At 69.2% G+C, this 20,927-nt stretch carries 21 protein-coding genes and 1 pseudogene; 10 read left to right on the forward strand and 12 right to left on the reverse strand.

Annotation, left to right across the window (positions count from 1 at the left end; genetic code table 11):
- Positions 1–66 precede the first annotated feature (66 nt).
- A pseudogene (locus ACWDKQ_RS07700) lies at positions 67–336 on the reverse strand (LysR substrate-binding domain-containing protein); the annotation flags it as partial.
- A gap of 575 nt (positions 337–911) precedes the next feature.
- On the opposite strand from ACWDKQ_RS07700, the gene ACWDKQ_RS07705 reads away from it, so the two are divergent.
- Positions 912–2,498 carry a beta-N-acetylhexosaminidase gene (locus ACWDKQ_RS07705; protein WP_450137959.1) on the forward strand — a complete coding sequence of 529 codons (1,587 nt, stop codon included), beginning with the start codon at positions 912–914 and terminating at the stop codon, positions 2,496–2,498.
- 63 nt (positions 2,499–2,561) lie between these two features.
- On the opposite strand, the gene ACWDKQ_RS07710 is transcribed toward ACWDKQ_RS07705, so the two are convergent.
- The 7 genes from ACWDKQ_RS07710 to ACWDKQ_RS07740 all read right to left on the reverse strand — a co-directional run bounded on the left by ACWDKQ_RS07710 (position 2,562) and on the right by ACWDKQ_RS07740 (position 7,951).
- On the reverse strand, positions 2,562–2,714 hold the full coding sequence (locus tag ACWDKQ_RS07710) for a hypothetical protein (RefSeq protein WP_450137996.1): 153 nt from the start codon (positions 2,712–2,714) through the stop codon (positions 2,562–2,564).
- A 9-nt stretch (positions 2,715–2,723) separates the two neighbouring features.
- Positions 2,724–2,855 (reverse strand): hypothetical protein, encoded by a 132-nt coding sequence (locus ACWDKQ_RS07715; RefSeq protein ID WP_450137960.1) that lies wholly within the window; start codon positions 2,853–2,855, stop codon positions 2,724–2,726.
- Positions 2,856–3,022: 167 nt separating this feature from the next.
- Positions 3,023–4,267, reverse strand: coding sequence for an isochorismate synthase DhbC (dhbC, locus tag ACWDKQ_RS07720; protein ID WP_450137961.1), 1,245 nt, complete (start codon positions 4,265–4,267; stop codon positions 3,023–3,025).
- Complete coding sequence (locus ACWDKQ_RS07725; RefSeq protein ID WP_450137962.1) at positions 4,264–4,839, reverse strand: SDR family NAD(P)-dependent oxidoreductase; 576 nt, start codon at positions 4,837–4,839, stop codon at positions 4,264–4,266. Before ACWDKQ_RS07725 ends, dhbC begins: the two co-directional genes overlap by 4 nt.
- A complete protein-coding gene (locus ACWDKQ_RS07730; protein ID WP_450137963.1) occupies positions 4,746–5,024 on the reverse strand; it encodes an SDR family NAD(P)-dependent oxidoreductase in 279 nt (92 codons plus the stop codon). Before ACWDKQ_RS07730 ends, ACWDKQ_RS07725 begins: the two co-directional genes overlap by 94 nt.
- Positions 5,025–5,172: 148 nt before the next feature.
- Positions 5,173–6,510, reverse strand: a complete 1,338-nt coding sequence (locus ACWDKQ_RS07735; RefSeq protein ID WP_450137964.1) for a carboxyl transferase domain-containing protein — start codon at positions 6,508–6,510, stop codon at positions 5,173–5,175.
- Complete coding sequence (locus ACWDKQ_RS07740; protein WP_450137997.1) at positions 6,503–7,951, reverse strand: acyl-CoA synthetase; 1,449 nt, start codon at positions 7,949–7,951, stop codon at positions 6,503–6,505. The genes ACWDKQ_RS07735 and ACWDKQ_RS07740 overlap by 8 nt, the downstream gene beginning before the upstream one ends.
- 203 nt (positions 7,952–8,154) lie before the next feature.
- Between ACWDKQ_RS07740 and ACWDKQ_RS07745 the strand changes: the two genes are divergently transcribed.
- Together ACWDKQ_RS07745 and ACWDKQ_RS07750 are read left to right on the forward strand one after the other, a co-directional pair.
- A complete protein-coding gene (locus ACWDKQ_RS07745; RefSeq protein WP_450137965.1) occupies positions 8,155–8,880 on the forward strand; it encodes a FadR/GntR family transcriptional regulator in 726 nt (241 codons plus the stop codon).
- Between the two features lie 180 nt (positions 8,881–9,060).
- Complete coding sequence (locus ACWDKQ_RS07750) at positions 9,061–9,555, forward strand: VTT domain-containing protein (protein WP_450137966.1); 495 nt, start codon at positions 9,061–9,063, stop codon at positions 9,553–9,555.
- A gap of 206 nt (positions 9,556–9,761) precedes the next feature.
- Here the strand turns inward: ACWDKQ_RS07750 and ACWDKQ_RS07755 are convergent, their stop codons facing one another.
- Positions 9,762–9,914: a hypothetical protein gene (locus ACWDKQ_RS07755; protein WP_450137967.1), complete on the reverse strand. Its 153-nt coding sequence runs from the start codon at positions 9,912–9,914 to the stop codon at positions 9,762–9,764.
- A 390-nt stretch (positions 9,915–10,304) separates the two neighbouring features.
- On the opposite strand from ACWDKQ_RS07755, the gene ACWDKQ_RS07760 reads away from it, so the two are divergent.
- Positions 10,305–11,744, forward strand: coding sequence for an amino acid permease (locus ACWDKQ_RS07760; protein ID WP_450137998.1), 1,440 nt, complete (start codon positions 10,305–10,307; stop codon positions 11,742–11,744).
- A 197-nt stretch (positions 11,745–11,941) separates the two neighbouring features.
- On the opposite strand, the gene ACWDKQ_RS07765 is transcribed toward ACWDKQ_RS07760, so the two are convergent.
- The gene (locus tag ACWDKQ_RS07765; protein WP_450137968.1) at positions 11,942–13,390 is read right to left on the reverse strand and encodes an MFS transporter; all 1,449 of its coding nucleotides are present in this window, start codon (positions 13,388–13,390) and stop codon (positions 11,942–11,944) included.
- Between the two features lie 236 nt (positions 13,391–13,626).
- On the opposite strand from ACWDKQ_RS07765, the gene ACWDKQ_RS07770 reads away from it, so the two are divergent.
- From ACWDKQ_RS07770 to ACWDKQ_RS07785, 4 genes are all read left to right on the forward strand, one after another.
- Entirely contained in the window at positions 13,627–14,487 is an 861-nt protein-coding gene (locus ACWDKQ_RS07770; RefSeq protein ID WP_450137969.1) for a TetR family transcriptional regulator C-terminal domain-containing protein, read from the forward strand.
- Between the two features lie 282 nt (positions 14,488–14,769).
- A complete protein-coding gene (locus ACWDKQ_RS07775) occupies positions 14,770–15,654 on the forward strand; it encodes a 3-keto-5-aminohexanoate cleavage protein (RefSeq protein WP_450137970.1) in 885 nt (294 codons plus the stop codon).
- A gap of 99 nt (positions 15,655–15,753) precedes the next feature.
- The gene (locus tag ACWDKQ_RS07780; RefSeq protein ID WP_450137971.1) at positions 15,754–16,716 is read left to right on the forward strand and encodes a 3-hydroxyacyl-CoA dehydrogenase NAD-binding domain-containing protein; all 963 of its coding nucleotides are present in this window, start codon (positions 15,754–15,756) and stop codon (positions 16,714–16,716) included.
- Positions 16,713–17,153: a thioesterase family protein gene (locus ACWDKQ_RS07785; protein ID WP_450137972.1), complete on the forward strand. Its 441-nt coding sequence runs from the start codon at positions 16,713–16,715 to the stop codon at positions 17,151–17,153. The genes ACWDKQ_RS07780 and ACWDKQ_RS07785 overlap by 4 nt, the downstream gene beginning before the upstream one ends.
- Before the next feature lie 406 nt (positions 17,154–17,559).
- Here the strand turns inward: ACWDKQ_RS07785 and ACWDKQ_RS07790 are convergent, their stop codons facing one another.
- Positions 17,560–17,823 carry a hypothetical protein gene (locus tag ACWDKQ_RS07790; protein WP_450137973.1) on the reverse strand — a complete coding sequence of 88 codons (264 nt, stop codon included), beginning with the start codon at positions 17,821–17,823 and terminating at the stop codon, positions 17,560–17,562.
- A 94-nt stretch (positions 17,824–17,917) separates the two neighbouring features.
- Here ACWDKQ_RS07790 and ACWDKQ_RS07795 point away from each other — a divergent pair, with 94 nt between their 5' ends.
- Both ACWDKQ_RS07795 and ACWDKQ_RS07800 read left to right on the forward strand, forming a co-directional pair.
- Positions 17,918–18,862 carry an ADP-ribosylglycohydrolase family protein gene (locus ACWDKQ_RS07795; RefSeq protein WP_450137974.1) on the forward strand — a complete coding sequence of 315 codons (945 nt, stop codon included), beginning with the start codon at positions 17,918–17,920 and terminating at the stop codon, positions 18,860–18,862.
- 69 nt (positions 18,863–18,931) lie between these two features.
- Positions 18,932–19,102 (forward strand): hypothetical protein, encoded by a 171-nt coding sequence (locus tag ACWDKQ_RS07800; protein WP_450137975.1) that lies wholly within the window; start codon positions 18,932–18,934, stop codon positions 19,100–19,102.
- 287 nt (positions 19,103–19,389) lie between these two features.
- Here ACWDKQ_RS07800 and ACWDKQ_RS07805 read toward each other — a convergent pair whose 3' ends face one another.
- On the reverse strand, positions 19,390–20,775 hold the full coding sequence (locus ACWDKQ_RS07805; protein ID WP_450137976.1) for an FAD-binding oxidoreductase: 1,386 nt from the start codon (positions 20,773–20,775) through the stop codon (positions 19,390–19,392).
- Positions 20,776–20,927 lie beyond the last annotated feature (152 nt).

A 20,927-nucleotide genomic window follows, 5' to 3' on the forward strand; every position in this document is an offset into this window, starting at 1 on the left:
ACCCGCCCCGCCGGTCCCGCGCGATCTCCTCCAGCGCTTGGACAACGGCGGTGATCGTGGGTTGCGCACGGCTGCCCGGCGCACGCAGGTCAGGACGCTGCGAGACGGTGCTGGCTTGTCCCGCAACGGGATTCGCACCGTGTGGTGGTCCGGCGAGATGGTGGCGAACCTCGGCAGCAGGCAGATGCCGAGGCCGTGCGACACCGGGGCGAGCACGGAGTGCAACTCCGCCGCCTCGTGCACCACCCGCAGGGCGAAGTCGGCCGCCGTGCACGCGATCTCGATCAGCTGGAACTGGTCGTTGGGCCTGAACGGGCGGGCCGCTCCAGGCTTCAGCTGTGAAGACTTCGACCCAACCGCAGCGCGCCGCTTCCGGCGTTGCGTCGTTCCTGCTCGCGCTGGGCGCTGTGGTCAGCATTCAGTTCGGGCAGACCTTCGGGAAGCAGCTGTTCTCCGCCGCGGGGCCACTCGATGTCAGGGCGTGCGGCTACCGCTCTCCGCTGGCGCTGGCATCTCGCGTGCGCCGCCGTCATCGTGCTGCCGTTGGGCATCGTCGAGTCCGGATCGGCGTTGCCCTCCCCTGCTGTTCTGCTGGCCGGACTTGGGGTCACCGTGCTGTCGGCGGTCGTGCCCTTTCGCTGGAACTGGCCGCGCTGCGCCGGATTCGGCCGAGGGCCGTCGGCGTGCTGCAAAACCTAGAGCCCACACACCGGCGCGGCGGCGGGCCTACCGACTCCCTCCCAGGTCGTCGCGTTCGGTTGCGTCACCGCGGCATCGATCGGGGCGGTGCCCACCTGGGCTCGTTGAGGCCGGCGACCGCTCGGCAAGCCCGACGCACCCAGTTAGAGGCTGCCGGTTACAAACTTGGTCTATACCTTTGAGGGGCCGTCCCCGATCATGGAACGAGACACATGACCAGACCGCCCCTACCGACGGCTCACAAGGCATCGCTCGCCGTCGTGGCGGGTGCGCTACTCACCGATGGGCTCGTAGCCCCCGCCGGCGGCGCACCAGCCGTGGAGAACAGCGTGATGGAAAACATCATCCCCGCCCCTGAGTCGGTGCAACCGGCCCCCGGCACCACCTTCGAACTGACCCGGCAGACTTCGATCAAAGCCGTCGGCGAAGCCACCGATGTCGGTGAGTACCTGGCCGGAATCCTGCGCCCTGCCACCGGATTCCCGGTGCCGGTCGACCAGCGCGTGCCCGGCTCCCGCGACATCTCGCTGGTGCTGGACGGATCGCCTGAGCTCGGCCCGGCCGGGTATCGCCTGCAGGTGGTCGACGACAACATCGGCGTACACGCGACCAGCGCCGAGGGCCTGTTCAACGGCGTGCAGACGCTGCGCCAGCTGCTGCCCGCCGCGATCGAGAGCCCGACGGAGCAGCCCGGGCCGTGGACCGTGCCCGGCGGCGAGATCGTCGACAAGCCGAGGTTCGAGCACCGGGCCACGATGCTCGACGTCGCGCGGCACTTCTTCACCGTGGACCAGGTCAAGCTCTACATCGACCAGGTCGCCCGCTACAAGATCAACTGGTTGCACCTGCACCTCACCGACGACCAGGGCTGGCGAATCCAGATCAACAGCTGGCCGCGGCTGACCGAGCACGGCGGCAGCACCGAGGTCGGCGGCGGCCTGGGCGGTTACTACACGCAGGAGGACTACGCGGAGATCGTCGAGTACGCCGCGTTCCGGCACATCACCGTCGTGCCAGAGATCGACATGCCCGGCCACACCAACGCCGCGCTCGCCTCCTACGCCGAGCTCAACTGCGACGGCGTCGCACCGCCGCTGTACACCGGCATCGAGGTCGGCTTCAGCTCGTTCTGCGTGGACAAGGAGGTCACCTACCAGTTCGTCGAAGACGTCGTCCGGGAGATCGCGGCAATCACGCCCGGGCCGTACCTGCACATCGGCGGCGACGAGGCGCAATCAACCACCGACGAGGACTACAAGCAGTTCTTCGAGCGGGTGATCCCGCTGCCCGCCAAGTACGGCAAGACCGCGCTGGGCTGGCACGAGTACGGCAAAGCGGCGCCGGAGGGCGATGCGGTGCTGCAGTACTGGGGCACCACCGACGCCGACCCGCTGCTCACCGACGCGGTCGCCCGGGGCAACAAGATCCTGGCCTCCCCGGCGAACAAGTCCTATTTGGACCAAAAGTACGACGAGAACACCGAACTGGGCCTGCACTGGGCCGGTTACATCGAGGTCGCCGACGCCTACGGCTGGGATCTGGGTAGCTACCTGAAGGGTGTGCCGGAGGAGTCGATCCTCGGCGTGGAGGCACCGCTGTGGTCGGAAACGCTGAAGAACTCGGACCACATCGAGTTCATGGTCTTCCCCCGGCTACCGGCCATCGCCGAACTCGGCTGGTCCCCCAAGCCCGCACAGAACTGGGCGTCTTTCAGCCAACGCCTGGCCACCCACGGCCCGCGCCTGGCGGCCTCGGGCATCGGCTACTACCGATCCCCCCAAATCCCCTGGCAAGACTGAGTTGTTGAGAAGCTGGTGGACACCTTCGACCGGACTGCGCCGGTCAATCGAGCCCTCCACTCGTCACTCCCAATTGACGGCCTTGGGTTCGAGGACCGCCCACCACTCCGCCGGGGTGGGGCGCTCGGCAAGGTTGGCGAAGGTGATCTGGAGGCCCAAGCGGCGCCACTTCACCACCAGCGACATGATCCGCACCGAATCCAGGCCGCAGTCGATGAGGTTCTCCTAGTCGGTCGGCTCCGCCGACTCCTCGCTAGCCGGTCGGCCCGGACGTCCAAGGCGTTGGTAGGAGACGTGCCGGTCGCCGTCGACGACGGCGACGCGCTCGGGGTGCTCGGCGGCGCGTTCGCGCAGCATTTGCCCCAAGGTGTAGCCGCGTCAGTAACCAGCGGCCCGGTAGCGCTGCGCGAACTCCTCCGGCCACGTAGGGCAGCCGGGTAGCGATGCGGTCATGCTCTTCCCCTCAGCGGCCGAGCTGGAAGTCGGATTCGCCTTCGCCGTGGCGAAGCCACCGGACGATGCCTTTAGACATCCTGGTTCAGGCCCATCGCGGACAGGGCGGTGCGGAACTTCGCGGAGGTCTCGGCGAGCTCGTTGGCCGGGTCGGAGCCCGCGACGATGCCCGCGCCCGCGAACAGCCGCATCGATTCGTCCTCGATGTCGGCGCAGCGGATGGCGACCACCCACTCGCCGTCACCGGCGGCGTCGCACCAGCCGACCATGCCCGCGTAGTAGCCCCGCTCGAACGGTTCGGTCTCGGAGATGACGTCGCGGGCGCGCTGCAGCGGCGTGCCGCACACCGCGGGGGTGGGGTGCAGCGCGTCGGCCAGTTCCAGCGCGGATGTCGTCGGGTCGAGGAGTTCGCCGGTGATCTCGGTGGCCAAGTGCCACATGGCGGCGGTGCTGATCACTGATGGCGCAGGCACCTCCAGGTCTCGGCAGTACGGCCGCAGAGCTTGCACGACCGCGTCGACGACGGCGCCGTGCTCCCGGCGATCTTTGTCCGAAGTGGATAGTTCGGCGGCGCGCCGCTGGTCCTCGACCGGGTCGGCGCTGCGCGGCCGCGAACCGGCCATCGGGTTGGACCGCACCCGCGTGCCGCGGCGGGAAACCAGCAGTTCCGGGCTGGCGCCGAGGAGCGTGCGCCGAAGCGGGGGCTGCGGGCCGAAGGTGTCGCGGGTGCCGTCCTCGCCGCGCCGTGGCAGGTCCACCGCGAAGGTGTAGCTGGCGGGGTCGGCCAGTGCGAGGTTGCGCAGCACGTTGCGGACATCGATCGGTTCGCCGGCGGTCAGCTCCAGAGATCGTGCGAGGACCACCTTGCTCAACTCACCATCGGCCATCCGCCGCAGCACCCGGCTGACGCCGCGCTCGTACTCGGCGGGCGCGGGCACCGGGCGGGCGGCGCAGTCCAGCGTGCCGCTGCGCGGTGCCTGCGGCACCACGACGTTCAGCGGGGCGGCCCGGACGACCTCTTCGGGCAGAACCAAGTGCGCGGGCAGGGTCTCGCCGAACGGCACGGCTCCCACCACCAGCGGGTTGCGGCGGCCGAACTCCGTTGCGCGGTTGAGAAAATCCTCGACCCTCCGAGGTAATTCCTCGCGCGCGCAAAGCGTCTTGGAAACGGTCGCGGAAACCCCGCAGGTCAACAGGACACCGTGCGGAGAGGAGAGGAGGAACGACGAACCGACCTCGTACGCCGCCAGCAACCGGGCCGCTTCGTCATCCGCAACGACGTCGACGCGGTCGATCTCGGTGTCCATCGTGGTCATGGCAACCTTTCCGGGTTGGCGGCAGGCGTGTGGTTCAGGCGCGCATGGTTGCGCCGCCGTCGACGTACAGGTCGTGCATCGTGATGTGCCCGGCCTGCTCCGCGGCCAGGAACACGACTGCGCTGGGCGATGTCTTCGGGGTGGCGAGCTTGCGCAGCGGGATGCCGGCCAACGCCAGCCAGGAGTCCCTGCTGATCCTCGTGGTCAGCACGGTGCTGAACTGGCGAACCGGCGGCCTTGAACGCCTCCGGGGCCCCGGCGATGACGCGTTCGTCCCCCCACATGCCGCGCTGCATCTCGGTGTCGGTCGAACCGGGCGCGACGACGTTGCACCGGATGCCGTACTCCGCCAACCCCAACCCGAGGGACTTGGCAACAGCGTCGCCGCGGCCTTGGAAGCGGCGTAGGCGGACATGCCCTGCCGGCACGCCGGCGGCGTTCGAGCTCACCGCGACGATTGCGCCGCGCTTGCGGCGGATCATGTGCTTGGACACCGCGCGGGACAGGTTGAAAACCCCGGTGGTGTTGCCCGCGAAGGTGCGGTGCCAGTCTTCGTCGGTGAGCTCCTGCACAGTGCCGACCTGAAGCTCTCGACGTGTTCCACGACATCGTTGACGGCGGAGGCATCCGCGACGTCGGCGCGGTAGGCGTGAACCTCGTGGCCATTGCCGGTCAGTTCGGCGGCGACCTCGGCGTGCTCGCCGTTTCGGCCCACGGCCACGACGTTGGCACCGATCTCCGCGAGCGCGGTGGTCACAAGCCTGAGCCTAGAACACGCACGTGCCCAGATCGGGTCTCCGTCGAGGTGGCATTGATCACCGGCAACGCCTTGTCACGGCACGGTTCTCGTGCGTGGCCACAGGGCCGATTCGCGCGCAATCGCGGCCCCTTCGACTCGGGCGGGGTCAGCGCGCGATGCCCTGGACGAAGCCCAGGTCCTGGAGGTCCTGCGGGCGCAGGCGCAGGAGTCTGGCGAGTTCCGGCACTTCTGCCGGGTCGCGCTTGAGGATCGCGGCGGTGGATTCCGGTGCTATCACGGTGAAGTACGCATCCGAGGTGATCCAGGTCCGCTCCGGTGCGGCCAACGCCAGAGCACCGCCTGAGCCGCCCTCGCCGACGACCAGCGTGGTGACCGGCACCCGCGCATCGGCGACCGCAGCGAAGACCTCCGCGATGGCCGGCCCGATGGCGCCGCGCTCGGCCGCCGCGTCATTGGCCGCGCCTGGGGTGTCGACCAGCGTCAGCACGGGGATGCCGAGCTGGTCGGCGAGCCGGATCAGCCGGGCCGCGGTGCGGAACCCGGCCGGGGTGTTCGCGGTTCCCGTCTGCGCGGCGAAGGCGATGGTGCGCCCGTCGTGGTCGCCGAATCCGCAGATCATCCCGTCATCGTGGCCACCGGCCCGGTCGCCGCTGATCTCGAAGCGCCAGGCGAAGTAGGCGTCCAGGTATGCCCGGGCGTGCGGCCGGTCGGCCGAGCGCGCCCATTGCACCGCGTCCCAGCCTGTCGCGGGCAGGTCGCCTGCGGCCAGCGCGGCCGGGACCGGGGCGGGTTCGGCCAGCCGGACCAGCTGCTTCGGGTGCAGCAGCGACAACAGGTCCGCCAGCACGCCGGGCAGTTCGGCATCGTCTAGGACCTGGTCGACCTGGCCGTCGGCGAGCTTGCCCTCGGCATGGAACGCTTCGCCGTTCTCCGCCGCGCTGCGCACCCGGCTGCCGCCGAAGGCGACCGCTGCGCCGGACGTGGCCAGCACGACGTCGGCCGCCGCCGCCAGCGCCACCCACATGCCACCGGTCGTCGGGTTGCGCAGCACCGCGACGTGCGGGATCCGGTCCTTGCGGGTCAGCAGGCAAGCCCGCGCGATCTCCTGCAACTGGCGCAAGGCGCAGATCCCCTCCTGCATGCGGCTGCCGCCCGAAGCCACCAGCGAGATCACCGGCAGCCGGAGCTCCCGGGCCTGTTCGAAAGCCGCCACGATGCGCGACCCGGACGCCTCCCCGACCGAGCCACCGAAGAAGGCGAAGTCGAAGGCGACGAGCACCGCCTGGCGCGACCCGACCCAACCCCGCCCGCACAGGACCGACTCCTGCGCGCCGGTCCGCGCGGTCGCACGGGCACGCTGGTCGTCGTAGCCGGGCCAGCCCAGCGGGCCGTCCGCTGCCGACGGCCCGGCCGGGGTCTCGAACTCCTCGAACCCCCGGCTGATCGATTCGACCAGCGCGCGAGACGCGGAGTACTCAGCCATGCTGCAGCGCTTTCTTCTGCACCTTGCCCATCTCGTTGCGCGGCAACACGTCCAGGAACCGCACCTCGCGCGGCCGCTTGTGCGGGGTGAGCAGGCGGGCCACGTGGTCGACCAACTCCTGCTCGGGGACCTGCTGGCCGGGCGCGCGCACGATCCAGGCGATGATGCGCTCGCCCAGGTCGGCGTCGGGCTCGCCGGTGACCGCGACCTCGGCGACCGCCGGATGCTCCAGCAGGCAGTTCTCGATCTCACCCGCGCCAATCTTGTAGCCGCCGCTCTTGATGATGTCGGTGGCCTTTCGGCCGACGATCCGGATGTAGCCGTCCGGCGCGCGGGTGGCTACGTCACCGGTGCGGAACCAGCCGTCGACGAACGCCGCGTCGGTGGCGTCCGGACGGTTGAGGTAGCCGCTGAACAGGTTCGAGCCGCGCACCAGGATCTCGCCGACGGTCTCGTCGTCGCTGGCGGTGATCTCCTCGCCCTGCTCGTCGACGAGTTTGAGCTCGACGCCGGCGAACGGGCGTCCCACGTAGCCGGGCCGGCGGTCGCCGTCGGCGCGGACGCCGCAGTTCATGATCGTCTCGCTCATGCCGTAGCGCTCCACGACCCGCTGCCCGGTAAGGCGCTCGATGCGCTCGTGCTCGACCGCGGGCAGTGCAGCGGAACCGGAGACCAGCAGCCGCGCCTTGCCGACCGACTGCCCGATCTGCCGGTCGCGCTCGGCGTCCTCGGCCAGCCGGTGGTACATGGTCGGCACGCCGAACATCATCGTCGCGGTCCCGGCGAGCTCTTCGGCCACGGCGGCGGACGAGAACTTGCCCAGGTGGTGGACCGTCCCGCCGAGCCGCACCGGGCCGAGCGTGCCGAGGATCAGCCCGTGCACGTGGAACAGCGGCAGGGCGTGCACCAGCACGTCGCGTTCGGTCCACTCCCAGGCCTCTGCCAGCGCGTCGAGGTTGGCGCGGATCGCGCGGCGCGGCAGCACCACGCCTTTCGGCGGCCCGGTGGTGCCCGAGGTGTAGACGATCAGCGCGGGGTCGTCTTCGCCGGCCTCCGGCGGCAGCTCACCACCGCGGACGCTGAGGTCCATTTCGTGCACCGGCACGCCGCCGAGCCCTTCCGGGCGCTGGAAACCGGGCGGGGCCAGCAGGAGTTCCGGCTTGCTGTCGTCGAGGATGTGCGCAAGCTCCCACTCCCCGACCTTGGGGTTGATCGGCACCACCGCGACGCCCGCGCTCAGCCCGCCGATTACGGCGGCGCAGGTCTCCGGCGTGGCGGTCGCCCAAACCGCGATCCGCTTCGCCTTTCCGATCCGGTCGGCGATCGCGGCGGCCACCTCCGACAGCTCCCGGTAGTTCAGCGCGCGCGGTCCGAACCGCAGCGCCTCCTTCTCGTCGGGCTTCCGCAACTTGGGGAACAGCACCTGCGCCGCGCCAACCATGACCACCTCCACGCTCCTCAATGTCCCGCCCGCGGACCCGCGATGCCCGGCGAGCCGGAAGCAACAGTGGTCCACTGGCTCGACCACTTTTGCGCCGATCTCGGCACCGCGTCAAGGACGTGTGGCAAAATTGGCTCATCCACTCGACCATATGGCCGGTGTTAGCCTACTCACCATTCGAGTTTCCTGCCTGGAGGAACGCGGTGTCCGAAGCCCTGCGCCCGCTCGCCCGCCCCCGCCTGTACGAGCAGGTGGTGCAGCGGCTGCGGCAGCACGTGGCGGATTCGGGCCTGCGCGTCGGCGACCGGCTGCCTCCGGAGCGGGAGCTCGCGAAGCGGCTCGGCGTAAGCCGGGCGTCGGTCAAGCAGGCGATCGTGGTACTCGAGGTGCAGGGACTCGTCGAGGTGCGCCACGGCGGCGGCACCTACCTGCGCCGCGAGTCGCTGGACGCGGAACCGGTCGCCGACCTCGTGGCGCGCAAGCGCCGCCTGCCGGAAGTCCTGGAGGCCCGGGAGGCGCTGGAGACCAAGCTCGCGGAGCTCGCCGCGCAGCGGCGTACCGAGGCCGACCTCGCCGAGATCGACGCGGCGCTGGCGGCCATGCGCCACGAGATCGCCGAAGGCGAGCTCGGCAGCGAGGGCGACCGCCGGTTCCACGCCGCGATCACCGCCGCCGCGCACAGCTCGCTGCTGGGCGACTTCATGCGCACCATCGCCGCGGAGATCGCCGAGAGCCGCCAGGAGTCGCTGCGCCAACCCAACCGGCCGAGCAAGTCGCTGGCCCAGCACGAACGTATCGCGGAGGCGATCCGGGCGGGCACCCCGCGCGCGGCTGTCACCGCCATGCGCCGCCACCTCCAAACGGTCAGCCGGGTCCGCCTCCTTTCCTGGGACCCCGACGTCGAATCCGGCCGGTCCGGTGGCGAGTGAGGGCGTCCGTGACCCGGTAACCGGGCCGCGGGCGCCTTGACCTCGAAACCCCGCCCGGATGGGTGGCGACCGGGGATGGGTCGGTAGGCTCTGGCGGGCCTGTTCCAGCAGCTACGGAGCTTTCGACTTGATCCACCATCCGGGTTCGCAGCGCGGGCGTGCCGTCGGCCAGGTGGTCCGGTGATCGGGTGGTTGCTGGCCACCGCGGGCACCGCCGCGCTCGGCAGCGTGTTCCCGCTGGTCAACATCGAGCTCTACCTGTTCGGCGTAGTCTCCACCGTGGACGGCGTCAGCTGGTGGGCGTTCGGGCTGGCCGCGGCCGTCGGCCAGGTCGCCGGAAAGACGCTGTTCTACCTGACCGGCAGGGGCGGCTTCGCGCTCGGCGAGCGGTTACGCAAGCGCGTCGAGGCCAAGCGGCGCGGCCGGTGGGCCGCCTGGTTCGAGAAGTTCCACCAACGGACGCAGGAACGCCCGTGGTTGGGAGTGGGCGTGCTCTGCCTCAGCGCCGTCCCCGGCATCCCGCCCTACAGCCTGATGTGCTTCCTCTCCGGCACGGCCGGCATTCCGCTGATCGGCTTCCTCGTCGCGAGCCTCGTCGGCCGCTCGCTGCACTTCCTGATCGTCGCCGGCGCGCCGGAACTGCTGCACTGGCTCCCCGCCGCGCTGGGCTCGTAACCGGGACATACCGGCCCGGGCGACCGGAAACCCGTTGGGACGGTTCAGCCGACACCGAGGGTGGCCGGGACTTCGTCGGACTGCAGCCGGAAACCTTGCACATGGCCATATGGCTGATGTCCGACGGCGCGTCCGCGCAGTTACCGGATGATGCAGGGCTTCGGCGGTGGCTGCGGCATAGGCATCGATCGGGTCTGATTTCCCTCTCAGGCAACGGGTAGCCGCCGGTAGCCATTGGTGGTGGTGGTGGGGAACTCCTTGTCGGCCAGGTGCCGGCCCACCTGGTCGATCACCGCACCGTGATGGGTCTGACCATGGAAATCGACTCCGCCGATGACCCGCGGGCTTTCTTGCGTCATGCTGATCCTGTCCGTCCTAGCGTCGGTTACCTGGGCGGCACGCGCCGGTCGGGCGGGAGGACAAGACAGTGACGGGGCTTCTTAGCCAAGCTCCTATAAGGCTCCTATAAGGTCACAAACGCCCGTCCGGCCGCGTGCGTAGCAACGCCCGGTAAGGCCGACAGACCCGTTCAAGGACAGGCAAGCCGTCAGTCCGTTCGAGGGTCAGACCCACCAGCGGCGTCACTACACACATCATCACTGTCCGTCCGCTTCAACCAGATCGCACGGCAACCCGGAGCCGACCACGCAGTGTCACCGTTCGCACCGATGCGGTTACGCATCGCGATGCCGATTGGGCTCCGTTGCTTGTGTCTTCTACCGTGCCAGCTTGTGAGCGTCTTTCGAACAATGCCCGTCGAGGACGTGCTGACCCGCGGCGAGCGCAGCGGCCTGATCCGCCGGCTCAGCGGGCGCGACCTGGTCGGCTTCGGCATCGGCATCATCATCGGCACCGGCGTGTTCACGCTCGCCGGGATCGAGGCCAAGGAGCACGCCGGCCCCTCGGTGGTGCTGTCGTTCGTGGTCGGCGGCATCGTCGCGGCGCTGGCCGCGCTCGCCTACGCCGAGCTCGCCTCCGCGGTGCCGACCGCGGGCAGCGCCTACACCTACGGCTACGCCACGCTGGGCGAGCTGTTCGCCTGGATCATCGGCTGGGACCTGCTGCTGGAGTTCGCGCTCGGCGCCGCGGTGGTCTCGCGCAGCTGGTCGGGCTACGTTTCGAACCTGCTCGGCCTGCCCTCGCAGTGGTTCGGCGAGGACGCCGCTGTCAACGTCGGTGCGACCCTGATCATCGCGATCCTGACCGTCATCGCAGTGATCGGCATCCGCGAATCGTCGTGGGTGACCAACGTGCTGGTCGTGGTCAAGGTCGCGGTGTGCGTGCTGGTGATCGTCGCCGGGCTATTCTTCGTCAGGGGCGCCAACCTCTTGCCGTTCATCCCACCGGCCCAGCCCGCACCGACCACCGCGAGCGTGCTGAAACAGCCGCTGCTGCAGGCGGCGCTGGGCATGGAGCAGTCCATGTACGGCATCGGCGGCATGTTCACTGCGGCGGCGGTCGTGTTCTTCGCCTACACCGGTTTTGAGGCGCTGGCCAACCTCGGCGAGGAGACCAAGCATCCGAAGCGCGACCTGCCCATCGGGCTGCTCGGCAGCCTGATCGTGTGCACCCTGCTGTACGTAGCGGTCGCGGTCGTGCTCACCGCGATGGTGGACTACCGGCAGATCGACGAGGCGGCCCCGCTGGCGGCGGCCTTCCAGACCGTCGGCCAGCCGTGGGTGGCGGCGCTGATCGCGCTCGGCGCGGTAACCGGGCTGACGTCGGTGATGATGGTCGAGCTGGTCACCATCGGCCGCATCGGCTTCGCGATGAGCCGCGACGGCCTGCTGCCGCCGAAGCTCTCCCAGGTGCACCCGAAGTGGGGCACGCCACACCGGATGACCATCGGGGGCGCGGTGGTGATCGCACTGCTGGCCGGGTTCATCCCGATCTCGGAGCTGGCCGATATGGTCAGCATCGGCGCGCTGTCCGGCTTCGTCATCGTTGCCATCGCGGTCCCGGTACTCCGCCGCCGCAAACCGGACCTGCACCGCCCGTTCAAGATGTCGCTGTCGCCGGTGCTACCGATCATCACGGCCCTTGCATGCCTGTACCTGATGTCCAACCTGGACATCATCACGTGGCTGCGCTTCGCGGCCTGGCTGGTGCTGGGCCTGGTGATCTACTTCGGCTACAGCTACCGCCACGCCCGCCTCGCCACCCCCACTCAGGACACCGCCCACGATTAGCTGACCGAAGTTCCTGAACTCCGTAAAAGCATAGCGTTTCCGCCGATCACGCACCGTGAGTACTTTTGGCTGCTGTAGCGCCTGTTTGCCTCGAACCGCAAGGGCGGCAGCGACGTCACCGCTGGCGAAGGCACCAGCCGGTCTGCCACGAGCCCGCACCCGCCATCCAAAACAGCCTATACAGCTACCCAACGGACTCATGGGTCTTCAGCAGCCGAAACGGTGCGCTTAGCCAGTAGGACTTCCGCGAGGGCTACGACGAGGGCTGCCGAGACGAAGCCGACCGAGACGATCAGACCGTCCGAGATCGCCGCGTCGAAGCCGCTCGTCATAAGTGTGCCGAAGAACAGGCCCGACGCCGCCGCCGTGCCCACCGCCGAGCCGATGCGCTGGCCTGTCTGTTGGACTCCCGCCGCCGTCCCGCCGTGGGCGGCGTCGATCTCGCTCAGAGTCACCGTCTGGTTCGGTGAGATCACCAGGCCGCTGCCCGTTCCGGCGATCAGCAGCGGCAGTGCCGTCACCAGTCCGGCCGCCTCTCCCGGGTGCGTGGCCAGCAGCAGGTCCGTCGCCAGCAGGCCGAGCAGCGCCGCCGCCAGGCCGATGATCACCAGACGTCTGCCCATCCGGTGCACGATCCGGCCACCGAGGGCCGACGCCACCGCCGAGCCAACCGCGAACGGCGTCAGCGCCAGCCCGGCCTGCAGCGCCGAATAACCGAGGCCGCGCTGGAAGTACACCGCCAGCACGAAGAAGATGCTGGTGAACCCGGCGAAGTACAGCAGCCCCAGCGTTGCGCCGAACGAGTAGCTGCGGATCTTAAGCAGCCGCAGGTTCACCAGTGGCGCGCGCCCCCTCGCCCGATACCAGTACTCCCACGCCACGAACAGAACCAGCAGCACCGCGGCGACGATCAGCAGGAACCACGGCGCTCCCCGCCCGCCCTCCTGCTCGACCAGCGGCAACAACAGGCACAGCAGGCCACCGCCGAGCAGCAGGACCCCGACCAGGTCGAGGCTGCGGGACTGTCCGCGCGCGCCGTCGCGCGGCAGCACCCGCAGCCCGTAGAGCACCGCCGCGATACCGATGGGCAGGTTCACGAAGAACACCCAGCGCCAGCCGTGCTCCTGCCCGGCCACCTGGATGATCAAGCCGCCCAGCAGCGGGCCGATCGCCGTCGAGATGCCGACCACCGCGCCGAAAAGACCGAAGGCCTTGCCTCGCTCGCGGCCGTGGAACAACTGCTGCATAAGTCCAAGCACCTGTGGGTTTAGCAACCCGCCGGCCACCCCCTGCAGCAGGCGGGCGATGACCAGCCACAGCGGGGTCAACGCGAATCCGGCCAGCGCGCTGGCTACCGTGAAAGCCGCCAGCGCCAGCAGAAACATCCGGCTACGGCCCCGGTCGTCGCCGAGCCGACCGGCCGGCACCAAGACCAGCCCGAAGGTCAGGGCGTAGCCGGAGACCACCCACGACAGCGCCGCCGCTGGCGCGTCCAACCCCTGCTGAATCGACGGCAGCGCGACGTTGACGATGCTGACGTCGAGAAGGGTCATGAACCCGGCGACCAAGCAGATTGCCAGCACCCGCCAGCGCCGCGCACTCTCCTGCTCCTCGGCGGTCTTCGCCACCGGCCTGGTGCTGTTCACGAGTTCAGCTCAGCACGTTCGTTCTACGCTCGCACCATCCGAGAATCGCTCCGGCATTGCGGCCGACTGACTTGTCAATCACAACCCACATCAATGCTCGATCGTCGCCACGGGCAGTATTAACACGATTGGCTAGGCATATTGCTCCAAGTAGAGGCAGCCCGCGACGACCCGATTGGATCGCAACGCTAACAGTTCATTGCGATTTTCGCAATGAACTGTTAGCGTTGCGTCCCGTGCATGACACGACGGCTGCGTTGCGCCAGCGGGTGCGCGACGTGTTGCGCAAGTATCCGGGGAGCCAGCGTGCCTTCGCCGAGCGGATCGGGCTGGACCCGACGAAGCTCTCCAAGTCGCTGACCGGGACCCGCCGGTTCACCCCGGTCGAGCTCACCCGGATCGCCGAGCTCACCGGCGTCACGGTGAACTGGCTGATCTACGGCGGCGACGACGTCGAGAGGGTTGCCGCCGCGCCCCAGCGCACCGCACGGCCCGAGCGCGAACCCGGCGACCTCCGCGAAGCGGGCCGGTACCAGCAGATCCTCGACGCGGCCTGGACGCTGATCGCCGAGCGCGGTTTCCACTCGGTGCGGGTCGCCGACGTCGCCAAGGCCTGCGGCACCAGCGCCGCGACCATCCACTACTACTTCCCCGGCCGCAACTACCTACTCACCGAGACGCTGCGGTACTCGGTGCGGCTGGCCTTCGACCGGCAGGTTGCCGAGCTGCACAACATCGAGGATGCGCACGAACGCCTGCTGCGGCTGGTGGAGCTCCAGCTGCCCAAGCCGGGCCTGCTGCGCGCGGAGTGGTCGATCTGGCTACAGGTGTGGACCGAGAGCGCCCTGAACCCAGATCTCCAGGTGCTGCACAGCGATTCCTACACGCGCTGGCACGACACGATCGCCCGCACCATCCGGCAGGGCCAGCAGCAGGGCGTGTTCAACGACACCGACGCGGAAGAACTCACCGTGACCCTGACCGCGCTCGTCGACGGGCTGGGCATCCAGGTGCTCGCCGGGCGGCCCGGCCGGTCGGTGGAGCGGATGCGCCGGGTGCTGCGCGAGTTCGTCGAGCGCGAGATCGTCCGGCGCTAAGGACTGATTCCAAAATGGTTTGCGTAGGGGTGCGGGTAGCGGAACCTCAGGGCCTTCTCGCCGCGGGATCCCCGACATGCCACTCCACCACGTTGGGACTGTCCTCGCCGGGAGAACCCCAGAAGGTGGGCACCGTGAACCCACGGCGGGGCAAGCTGAGTTCCACACCGCAAGCGGCTACCGCCGCTTATGAAACGGAACCTCCAGACCCGAAAAACCGCCCCGGGCCGCGGATTTCGTTGCGCCCGGGCGATCAGCCGCACCCACGGAAGGGAGAGCCCGATGGGCAACGAAGTGATCATCACCGCCGCGCTCACCGGCGCCGGTGACACCACCGGCAAGAGCGAGTTCGTCCCGGTCACCCCGGAGCAGATCGCCAAGTCCGCCGTGGAGGCTGCCGCGGCCGGCGCGGCCGTGGTGCACATCCACGTCCGCAACATCGAGACCGGGCAGGGCTCCCGCGACGTGTCGCTCTACCGCGAAGTGCTGGAGCGGATCAAGGAGACCGGCATCGACGTGGTCATCAACCTGACCGCCGGGATGGGCGGCGACCTGGTCATCGACGTCGACGACCCGCTCAAGCCAGTGGACGGCACCGACCTGGTCAACGGCCTGGACCGGCTGCCGCACGTCGAGGAGCTGCTGCCGGACATCTGCACGCTGGACTGCGGTTCGCTGAACTTCGGGGAGGGCAGCCAGCTCTACATCTCCACCCCGGACATGCTGCGCATCGGTGCTAAGCGGATCCAGGAGCTGGGCGTCAAGCCGGAGCTGGAGATCTTCGACACCGGCAACCTGTGGTTCGCCACCAAACTGATCGAGGAGGGGCTGATCGACGCCCCGCCGCTGTTCCAGCTGTGCGCGGGTATCCCGTGGGGCGCCCCGCCGGACCCGGGCTTGCTGCAGGCGATGGTGAACATGCTGCCCGCCGACGCGAACTGGGCGAGCTTCGCCATCGGCCGCGACCAGCTGCGCTGGGTGGGCCTGACTGCGGCGCTGGGCGGCAACGTCCGAGTCGGCCTGGAGGACAACCTCTACCTGAGCCGGGGTGTCAAGGCCACCAACGGACAGCTCGTCGAACGCGCGGTGACGATCGTCGAGGGCATGGGCGTGAAGGTCGCCACCCCGGGCCAGGCCCGAGCGCGGCTCGGCCTCAAGAAGCGTTGACCGGAACTCGGTTCGCGCAGCGGTGCGAGCTCAGTCCCACACCGCAAGCGGCTACGCAGCTACGCAGGTAAAAGCCTTGCTTGAAAAGGAATTCCCAAGTTGAACGAGAAAACCTCCTCCCCCGCGGCGGTGCGGCGGGTCGCGTGCATCGGTGCCGGTGTCATCGGCGGCGGTTGGGCCGCGCACTTCCTGGCGCGCGGCTACCAGGTGACCGCGTGGGACCCAGCCCCCGACTTCGAGACCAAGCTGCGTCGGCTGGTCGACGCCGCGTGGCCCGCCCTCATCGAACTCGGGTTGGCCGACGACGCCTGCCGCGACAACCTCGTCATCGCCCCGACGCTTGAAGAAGCAGTCGTCAAGGCCGACTTCGTGCAGGAGAGCGCGCCGGAAAACCTTGCGCTCAAACGGGATCTGCTGGCCCGACTTGACGCGGCAACCCCGGCGGGCGTCGTGATCTCGTCCTCGACCTCCGGCTACGGCATGACCGAGATGCAGGTGGACTGCCCGACGCCGCAGCGGCTCGTGGTCGGGCACCCGTTCAACCCGCCGTACCTCATCCCGCTGGTCGAGGTCGTCGGCGGCGAGCGGACTGAGCCGTGGGCGGTGCGGTGGGCAGCGGAGTTCTTCGAGGTCGCCGGCAAGTCGGTGATCACCATGGACCGCGAGGTCCCGGGCTTCATCGCCAACCGGCTGCAGGAGGCGATCTGGCGCGAGGCGCTGCACATGGTCGCCAACGGCGAGGCCACCCCGGCGCAGATCGACGCGTCGATCACCGAAGGGCCCGGCCTGCGCTGGCCGCTACTCGGGCCGTGCCTGACCTTCCACCTCGCCGGTGGCGAGGGCGGCATGGCGCACATGCTTGACCACTTCGGCCCGTCGCTGAAGTCGCCGTGGACCCGGCTGGAGGCACCGGAGCTCACCAACGAGCTGCGCGACGCCATGGTCAAGGGCTGCGAGGAGGCTGCCGACGGCCGCAGCATCGCCGAATTGGTCGCCGACCGCGACCGCGCGGTGATCGCCGTCATGCGCGCGATCAACGGTGTGCGCAACGGCAAGCCGTGACCGGGCTGCGGAAGTACCGGCAGCGGGTCCTTCCGGAGTGGATCGACTACAACGGCCACCTCAGCGAGGCCTACTACGTGCTGGTGTTCGGATTCGCCACCGACGCGGTGATGGACCACGTGGGGCTGGACACGTCCCACCGCACCGACACAGGCTGCTCGCTATACACGGTGGAGACCCACGTGCGATACCTGCGGGAGGTCAAGCCGGGTTCGGATCTGGTGGTGACCAGCCGCATCGCGGGCGCCGACGCCAAGAAGGTTCGCATCTGCCACGAGATGTCGGTCGACGGTGCATTGGTGGCGACTGAGGAAATCATGGCGCTGCACGTGGACGGCCAGAAGGGCGGCACGACGCCGTTGCCGACGGCTGTGGCGGAGCGGTTCGCCAACTTGGCCGAGCCCGCGCCGGATTACGCGGGCCGATCCATCGGCTGAACGCCTCGGGGGAGCAGGATCCCTGGGTCCCGCTCACCTGACGCCAAAAACCCGGTCGAGCGCCGCGCATACCGCTGGGACGACGACGAACAACGCACCGGCGATCACCAGGTCGCGCCACCGAACCGGCCCGCTTCCGGTGGCCCGCGGAAAGCCGCGCCACGAATCACGGCGTCACCAGCCCGGACGCGACGCGGAGCAGGATGCCGAGTGTGCACGAGTTGGCCAGTGACCACTCGATCAAGCAGAAGGTCGCCAGTGGGAAGCCGCCACCGGCCACACCTCGAAGCCGAACCGCCGGCAGATCGTCAGGTAGGCCAACATCACGAACGGCAGCTCCGAGAATGCCTGCACGCGCAACAGGCCCCACCCCAGCCAGTTCCGGACGCGGCCACGTCTCGGCCAGTCACTTGATCATCGGGTTGTCGTCGGCCAGGTCGAACCAGCCGGTGGGCACGTAGCGCGCGATGAGTCGCCGCGCCACATCCGCATCAGCTAGATCGTGCACAACACCTGATTCAGGTAGATCGCGTTCCGAGACCACGAGCAGCCAGAAACCCGGATGCCGAAACGACTTTGTGCGCCTCGCGCCGTGCGGTCGGGACCATCGCCAGTCGACCAAGGACGCCACTGCGGGCAAGACGATCAGGGCGCCCAGGACGACCGACATCATTTTCTTCCAGGCTGAAGCGGGTTCGAGGCAGAGGCTATCCGGCGAAAGGCGTACCGTTGACACCACCGATGGTGTCCTCGGGAGGTCGCGGGTGAACTCGACCGGTCCCACGCTGGCGCGTGACCGCGCCCGCGGGTTGTTCACAGGAGTCGGACTCGGCGACGCCATGGGCGCCCCGTTCGAAGGCAAGCCACCGGTCAGCGAGCTGACCTTGCGGGAGTTCGAGCACTCCAACCACCAGCTGCGCTACACCGACGACACGGCGCTGACCATCGCTCTGGCCGAACACCTGCTGGAGCGTGCCCGCCTCGGCGGGCACCTGCTAGACGAGGGCGAGCTCGCTGCGGCGTTTACCTGCGCCTGGAATCGAGAACCGTGGCGCGGATTCGCCACCTCGGCGGCGGACCTGTTCGGGCGGCTCAACTCGGGCGTGCCGTGGCGGGATGCGGCCGTGTCGGTGTTCCGCGGGCAGGGTTCGTTCGGTAACGGCGCCGCGATGCGCTGCGCGCCGGTAGCGTTGGCCGCGCAAAGCGCCCACCACGCCGCGGAACTGGGCCGCCGGGCGGCATCTGTGACCCATGGCCACCCCGACGGGCAGGAAGGCGCGGCGGTGCAGGCCTGCAGCGCGTACCTGGCCCTGCACACCTGCGGGTCGCTCGACCCGGAATCTTTCCTGGGCAAGCTGGCCCACGTCATCTACGAACCGGAGTGGGTGCGGCGGCTGCAAGCGGTCGCCGCACATCTCGGGCACCGGGACCCGCACCGCGCCGCCGAGGAGCTCGGCAACGACGTGCGGGCCACGCATTCGGTGCCGCTGGCGCTGTGGGCGTTCCTCGGCCACGCCGAAAGGCCGGCCGACGTCGTGCGACAGTGCATCCGGGCTGGCGGCGACACCGACACCATCGCCAGCATGGCGGCGGCGCTCGCCGGGGCCGTGCGCGGCGCCGCTGGCTGGCCGCAGTCATGGCTGCGCCGCTTGGAGGGCCTCCCCCGGCTGCACGACTTAGGCGACCAGTTCGCGCGGTTGTCGCCGTGAGCCGCGCGCCGCGCGGCCGGGCTCGTTACCGTTGCAGTTGATCCGACCAGCAACCGACTGGAGGAATCGATGGACTCCGAAACCCCGGAAGCCGACGCCGCCGAACAGGCGCGCCAAGCCGAGGAAGTGCCCGGCGAGGAAGAGCCGGAACCAATCGAGGTCCCCCTCGACGCCGACCCCGCGGACCTTGCCGAGCAGCACCGTCCGGTCCCGGTGGACGACTCCTACGACCACGACTGACCGGCCCATCGGCGATTCCAATGAGCGCTCTCCAACCTTTTCTTGCGTAGCGGTAGACGGATATCAGCGGCCTTCTCGGCTGCGTGAGCCCGGACACACGTATGACCACTCGTCCGGCTGTCCTCTCGAGAAGACCGCTGAGAATCCGCGGCGTTGCCAGTTGCGAGGTGGGGCAAGGCTGCCACGCCGCTTGCGACAGCCCCGTACCGACGCTTCCAGCATCGCGGCTTCGGATCGGCCAGGATGGGCTCATGGAAATCGGCGCGCTGACTTTCTTTGAGATTGCCTCACGCCTGGTCGGGGAGGACTCGGCCGGGGTTGAGGATGCCGTGGGGGTCGAGGGCGTTCTTGATCGTTCGCTGCGTCCAAAGGCCCGCGTCGTCGAGCTCCTCGCCCAGCCAGCGCCGCTTGAGGTGGCCGACGCCATGCTCACCGGTGATGGTGCCGCCGAGCTCCAACCCCAGTTTCATGATCGCGTCGAACGCGCGCTGCGCGCGAACCGCCTCGCCCGGGGCGTCGGCGTCGAAGGTGACGACCGGATGCATGTTGCCGTCGCCGGCATGCCCGGCGCACAGCACCTGAACCCGGTGCTGCTCCGCGATCCTCCCCAGTCCCTCGACCAGGTCCACCAGCCGCCGCCGGGGCACGCACACGTCGTCGACCAGCATCGACAGGCCAAGCTTCTCGTGGGCATCCCCGACCAGCCGCCGGGCCTGCATCAGCAGCTCGCCCTCGGCCGGGTCGTCGGCGACGACCACCTCGGTGGCGGCGAAGGAACGAGCCACGCGCTCGAAGGCCGCCAGGTCGGCTGGCGCGGCCTCGCCGCGGTCGGACTGCACGAGGAGCATTCCCGCCACGCCGTCCGGGAAGCCGAGATCGGCGATGCGCTGCACCGCACGCACCGTCGGGGCGTCCATGAACTCCAGCACCGACGGCGGGTAGCCCTCCCCCAGGTATCCGGCGACAGTGCGGGCCGCGTCGGCGATCGTCGGGAAGAACGCCACGGCGGTCAGCGGCTGCGCTGCGGCTGGCCGCAACGCGACAGTGACCTCGGTGACCACGCCGAGGGTTCCCTCAGAGCCAACCATCAGCCGTGTCAAGTCGTAGCCGGCGACGCCCTTGGCGGTGCGGCGGCCGGTGCGCATCACCCGGCCGTCGGCGAGCACCACCTCCAGGCCGCGCACGAAGTCGCCGGTCACGCCGTACTTCACGCAGCACATGCCCCCGGCGTTGGTGGCCACGTTGCCGCCGATGGTCGAGATGTTGCGGGAACCCGGGTCGGGCGGGTAGAACAGCCCGTGCTCGGCGACCTTCGCCGCGAACACGCCGTTGACCACGCCGGGCTCCACGACGGCGATTTGCTCGTCGGTGTCGATCTCGACGATCTGGTCCATCTTCTCTAGCGAGAGCAGGATGCAGCCGTCGATGGCGTTGGCCGCGCCGGACAGCCCGGAACGCGCGCCCTGCGGCACCACCGGAACCCGGTTCTCGTGCGCCCAGGTCAGTGTCGTCGCTACGTCCTCAGTGGACCGTGCGCGGACCAGCACCGATGGTTTTCCGGCCGGGCAGAAGGTGGCCCGGTCCCTGCGGTGGGCCTCCAGCACGTCGACATCGTCGAACACGCTGCCTTCCGGCAACAGCTTCCGCAGCGGTTGCACATCAGTGGCGGTCATCGGCTGCTCTCGTCTCCGGCCTTGGGGGCAAGGTCTTATTTCTGAACCTAACCCGTGCCGCCCCGGATATCCCACCCCTTGGACCGCAGTGTGCGCTTACTCGCGCCCCGGAACGATCACGGATCTGTCAAGCGACGCCGAAGTTCTCCGCG

Source organism: Saccharopolyspora sp. NPDC000995 (assembly GCF_053599315.1).

Bases quoted from the DNA above. Each gene is read 5' to 3' on its own strand.
- ACWDKQ_RS07705 (WP_450137959.1), top strand. From the start codon at position 912: ATGACCAGACCGCCCCTACCGACGGCTCACAAGGCATCGCTCGCCGTC.
- ACWDKQ_RS07715 (WP_450137960.1), bottom strand. From the start codon at position 2,855: ATGCTGCGCGAACGCGCCGCCGAGCACCCCGAGCGCGTCGCCGTCGTC.
- dhbC (WP_450137961.1), bottom strand. From the start codon at position 4,267: ATGACCACGATGGACACCGAGATCGACCGCGTCGACGTCGTTGCGGAT.
- ACWDKQ_RS07735 (WP_450137964.1), bottom strand. From the start codon at position 6,510: ATGGCTGAGTACTCCGCGTCTCGCGCGCTGGTCGAATCGATCAGCCGG.
- ACWDKQ_RS07740 (WP_450137997.1), bottom strand. From the start codon at position 7,951: ATGGTTGGCGCGGCGCAGGTGCTGTTCCCCAAGTTGCGGAAGCCCGAC.
- ACWDKQ_RS07755 (WP_450137967.1), bottom strand. From the start codon at position 9,914: ATGACGCAAGAAAGCCCGCGGGTCATCGGCGGAGTCGATTTCCATGGT.
- ACWDKQ_RS07760 (WP_450137998.1), top strand. From the start codon at position 10,305: ATGCCCGTCGAGGACGTGCTGACCCGCGGCGAGCGCAGCGGCCTGATC.
- ACWDKQ_RS07775 (WP_450137970.1), top strand. From the start codon at position 14,770: ATGGGCAACGAAGTGATCATCACCGCCGCGCTCACCGGCGCCGGTGAC.
- ACWDKQ_RS07790 (WP_450137973.1), bottom strand. From the start codon at position 17,823: ATGTCGGTCGTCCTGGGCGCCCTGATCGTCTTGCCCGCAGTGGCGTCC.
- ACWDKQ_RS07800 (WP_450137975.1), top strand. From the start codon at position 18,932: ATGGACTCCGAAACCCCGGAAGCCGACGCCGCCGAACAGGCGCGCCAA.
- ACWDKQ_RS07805 (WP_450137976.1), bottom strand. From the start codon at position 20,775: ATGACCGCCACTGATGTGCAACCGCTGCGGAAGCTGTTGCCGGAAGGC.